The sequence below is a fragment of the Chryseolinea sp. T2 genome (assembly GCF_037203685.1).
GTDB lineage: Bacteria > Bacteroidota > Bacteroidia > Cytophagales > Cyclobacteriaceae > Chryseolinea.
On sequence record NZ_JBBCAU010000026.1, the window covers coordinates 1 to 3,687 of the forward strand.

The 3,687-nt window shown below is 39.5% G+C and carries 5 protein-coding genes; all 5 read right to left on the bottom strand.

Translation table 11 applies throughout. The features are described 5' to 3' along the window. Window positions 1-148: 148 nt before the first annotated feature. Window positions 149-514: an NTF2 fold immunity protein gene (locus WBG78_RS30630; RefSeq protein ID WP_337330356.1), complete on the bottom strand. Its 366-nt coding sequence runs from the start codon at window positions 512-514 to the stop codon at window positions 149-151. Between the two features lie 166 nt (window positions 515-680). Next, window positions 681-1,577: a hypothetical protein gene (locus WBG78_RS30635; protein ID WP_337330357.1), complete on the bottom strand. Its 897-nt coding sequence runs from the start codon at window positions 1,575-1,577 to the stop codon at window positions 681-683. A gap of 258 nt (window positions 1,578-1,835) precedes the next feature. After that, a complete protein-coding gene (locus tag WBG78_RS30640) occupies window positions 1,836-2,339 on the bottom strand; it encodes a hypothetical protein (protein ID WP_337330358.1) in 504 nt (167 codons plus the stop codon). 86 nt (window positions 2,340-2,425) lie between these two features. Next, window positions 2,426-2,896 carry a hypothetical protein gene (locus WBG78_RS30645; RefSeq protein WP_337330359.1) on the bottom strand — a complete coding sequence of 157 codons (471 nt, stop codon included), beginning with the start codon at window positions 2,894-2,896 and terminating at the stop codon, window positions 2,426-2,428. Window positions 2,897-3,018: 122 nt separating this feature from the next. After that, complete coding sequence (locus tag WBG78_RS30650) at window positions 3,019-3,513, bottom strand: hypothetical protein (RefSeq protein WP_337330360.1); 495 nt, start codon at window positions 3,511-3,513, stop codon at window positions 3,019-3,021. Window positions 3,514-3,687 lie beyond the last annotated feature (174 nt).

Sequence of the window (3,687 nt, forward strand, 5' to 3'; positions counted from 1 at the left end):
ACTCCTTATCAACAAACTTTGAAAAATAGTCCCCAGATCGCTTGATTTGATCATAGATATCGCTAGTATATGCCGCGATGGCGCTTACCTGAAAATTAACCAACAAACGCCAATGCGGCATATACGTTGTTGGCGGTAGTTGCCGTCCCTACTTGTAATGTGTCGACCGTACTATCTGACCGTCCCTTGAATTGAACACGATCTCAAATGCCCCACCTAATTGTGCATGGACAGTCCCGGTAATAATCCAGTAGCCGTCAACGCTCGCTACATTATAAGGCATTTCGTTCTCGATGTGCCTTTTTCCGTACACATTGAATAATACTGCCTCAGCAAAATTTACCGCTGTCTCTTCGTCATCAATCAAATTGGTGTGGGTGTTTGTTAGGACGTCAGTTGAATCCTTTAATGCCGACTCAAGAATTTCTCTGGCTCTTCCTTCGTCCAAAGGTTTCGTCCGCGTGCACGCTATTGTCAATAGTGTCGTACTAAGTATGATTAGGATCCGCGTCATCTTACTTTCTTAGGCGATTACCGCCAACGCGAGTATATAAAACGTGCCGGCACACCAAAATTATAAATTAAAATCAACCGTGCCGGCATGTTTTATATACGTTGTTGGCGGTAGTGCGGCCCACATCATTCCCATTTACAAATAAGACAGTATTTTATAGTTCTGTTCATTTTCCTTTATTGACAATATCAAATTCTTCAATTCGTTCTGATGTAGAAACTGTCTTGGCTTTACCTTTCACCATTGTTTCTGTTACATATATTAATTGACCTTGCTTCTGAGCGTAATAATCTGATTGAAGCAATCTGAAATGCCCCTTCCTAAAATGAGGTATTTTGGATACTACGTTGCCGGAATCAGCAATCTTTTCCGATAGTCGGAACGTAAAGTTATACTCCGATCTTTTCTTATTTATACCGTCTGAAATTTTAGGAACTCCCTCTGTTACGCACTCAGGAAAGCATTTCATATATGCAATCGTATTAATAGCAAGTCTGAACATTTTTGACATTGCGATAGACTTTGCATCTGATTTTTTATTCCAATCCGCATAGAAATTGTCGGATATACGGCCGTTTTGTTTCCCGTGAGAGAAATACAACTCCACTATACCATTCTGATAGAGGGTCAGTAAGAACGCATACCCATGTACTTCCCGTGGAATGTGCAACCCGAATGAGTAAACAACACAAGTACTTTGGCTATTCGTTCTAAAAAATTTGACTTTTTTCTCTTCTCCATTTTCGTAAAGGTATCTCCTAATTCCATCTAAGTCCGAGAGAGGGGTCCTTTCTAGAAAATCTTGCAAATACTTTTCTAAGAAAAAAATATGCAAGAGATCACCTTTAGAATCCTCTCGCCACAATTCTAAACCAGACACCATTAGTTCTCGTGACTCAATATTTCCTTCAGCTGCCAATGCCGCATCTATAAGATTGTCTCTAAGTATTTTGAAAATGTTTTCATCAGAAAAATGAGGCGTCAATTTCTTTTGTCTTCCATAAAGTTCTTCCCAAAAGAATTTTAGGGGCGAACTAAACCATACCTTTTTTGTCTGGTGCATATATTTTATTCGGCGAGTTCTGCGTTAATATTTTTCTCTAAAATTAGAAATGCTTGATCAGTAATTCATTCTCCATCCCCTTTGTCTTTCTCGAGGACTCGATGGTCAAAGAATAAATATTTCACAAGCGTAAACGTCCTTTTTATCTCTTCTCATAGCATTACCGCCAACGTTCGTATATGCCGCGTTGGCGTTTTCCTTTTAAAATTAACCAACAAACGACAATGCGGCATATACATTGTTAGCAGCTGGCAAAACTCACCGTACTTTCTTAAGTCCCTTAATTTTTTCTCTTAATTGAAGGCTTTCGTCCTTTTGGATATTGTGTCCCAATGATTTTAGAAGTGATTGTACTTCATCGTACATTCTTTGATCAGCATCAATGAAATTTCCCAGCTTGTTCTGCATGTAACTACATTCGAAACAAATATTTAAGGTGTCGACAATTTGATTGTCTTTACTCCGAAATATCAGCGCGTCTCTGTAAAATGGGGAGCACATCCACGAAGGAATATCAGTCAATGGTATCGCGAAAATTCTATTTATTTCCTCATGTTCACTCGTTCCTTTTCTTATTACTGCAATTTTGTCCGCGGTGACATCAATTTGTCCTTGAGCGCTCATGATGAACGATGTACCGTTCAAATCAAAATCTTTCTTACCCAACTCTGATTCCAATTTCGGTCCACGCTTGAATGAATATGTCTCTATGAATTCATAGTGCAGCTTGTCGAAATATACTTTGAGTGAGATATTTTTCATTTTTGCTGGCTGCTAACGCGAGTATATGCCGCGTTGGCGTTCTCCTTTCAAATTAACAAATAAACGCCTATGCGGCATATACAATGTTAGTGGCTGGCTTTGGTCATTGAAAGCCATATAGCTTGAGCCTCGTCAAATTTTAAAGCGCGCTGCGAGGAGTAATCCTCAGAGTAAATTGGCGGTTGTTTGAGCCAATTGACCAATGATCTCAGTCTCGCTGTATCCACTTTTGCCTTGATCCTAGAAAATCGTAATTCGGTTGCAGAGTCTGTCACTAAGAATTCATCGTTAGAAACCAAAATTACTTTTCTTTTGAAAACCGGGATATCGTGTCGAGATAGTTCAATTGAGTCACGCGAGACCGAGTAATCTAAGTACATGTCTCCTTCATCTTTACGGTGCAAGAAAAAGTCGCGGTCGTATATTACTACAAGTGATGTATCTTCAGCAACCACCCAAATTCCTCGCAAATCTTTAATCTCAATATTTTGCGTTCTATTGCATGCACCCGACAGGCAGATCAATGACACTAAGTTGAAGGCATGAATCGATTTCATTCTATGAATATTGTGCCAGCTTGCCGCTAACGCCCAGCATATAAAGCGTGCCGGCAGACCAAAATAATAAATTAAATCAAGCGTGCCGGCATGTTTTATATACGTTGTTGTGCGTTCGTGCGTTACCGCGGCCTCTTCTTTGCTATCAATTTCAATGAATTGATATAGTCCGTATCAAACTCAATTGTCCTAATATTACCAAGTTTGAATGGTGGCATCGTCTTAGTCCACGTACCACGGGGTGTTAGGTAGTCGATTATTAAATCTGACCCAGAAATCTTCTTTACGCTCCCAAGCCAACAAGTCTTGTCTACCTTCATGTTAAACTGAAATATTCCAAATTTGTCAGTGAGATACGTTAGAATTGTGTTTAAGTCCGTGATTGGAATTCCTTCTTTCCTTTTAGGTTTTTGTCCTTTGAGATCAAGAATCTTTTGAGTGAACTTCTCCTTGTCATCTCTTTTAAATGCAGTCACATATTTGTTGCTTAAAACGATGTATCCGTCTACCACATAGTCCACCTTGCTATACTTCAATAATACCCATTTGTCGTTATAGTCTATTAAGTATCCAGAGTATTCGATGGTCTCGTTGGTATACTCAAACTTTAAAGTCAAAAGCTGTCCAAGGTATTTATTTGTCATTTTGGTCCATTCTTTTTAGCATGACGCACAACGCTGACATATGCGCCGTTGCAGTTATCCTAAATATAAATGATAATTCCGGACGCTTTGACCCACCTATTCCGCTAATGGTTTGACCCACCCTATGGCGTGGGAGATTTGATGTGT

Excerpts from the sequence above, each read along its gene's own strand:
- WBG78_RS30630 (WP_337330356.1), bottom strand. The coding sequence starts at position 514 with ATGACGCGGATCCTAATCATACTTAGTACGACACTATTGACAATAGCG.
- WBG78_RS30645 (WP_337330359.1), bottom strand. The coding sequence starts at position 2,896 with ATGAAATCGATTCATGCCTTCAACTTAGTGTCATTGATCTGCCTGTCG.
- WBG78_RS30640 (WP_337330358.1), bottom strand. The coding sequence starts at position 2,339 with ATGAAAAATATCTCACTCAAAGTATATTTCGACAAGCTGCACTATGAA.
- WBG78_RS30635 (WP_337330357.1), bottom strand. The coding sequence starts at position 1,577 with ATGCACCAGACAAAAAAGGTATGGTTTAGTTCGCCCCTAAAATTCTTT.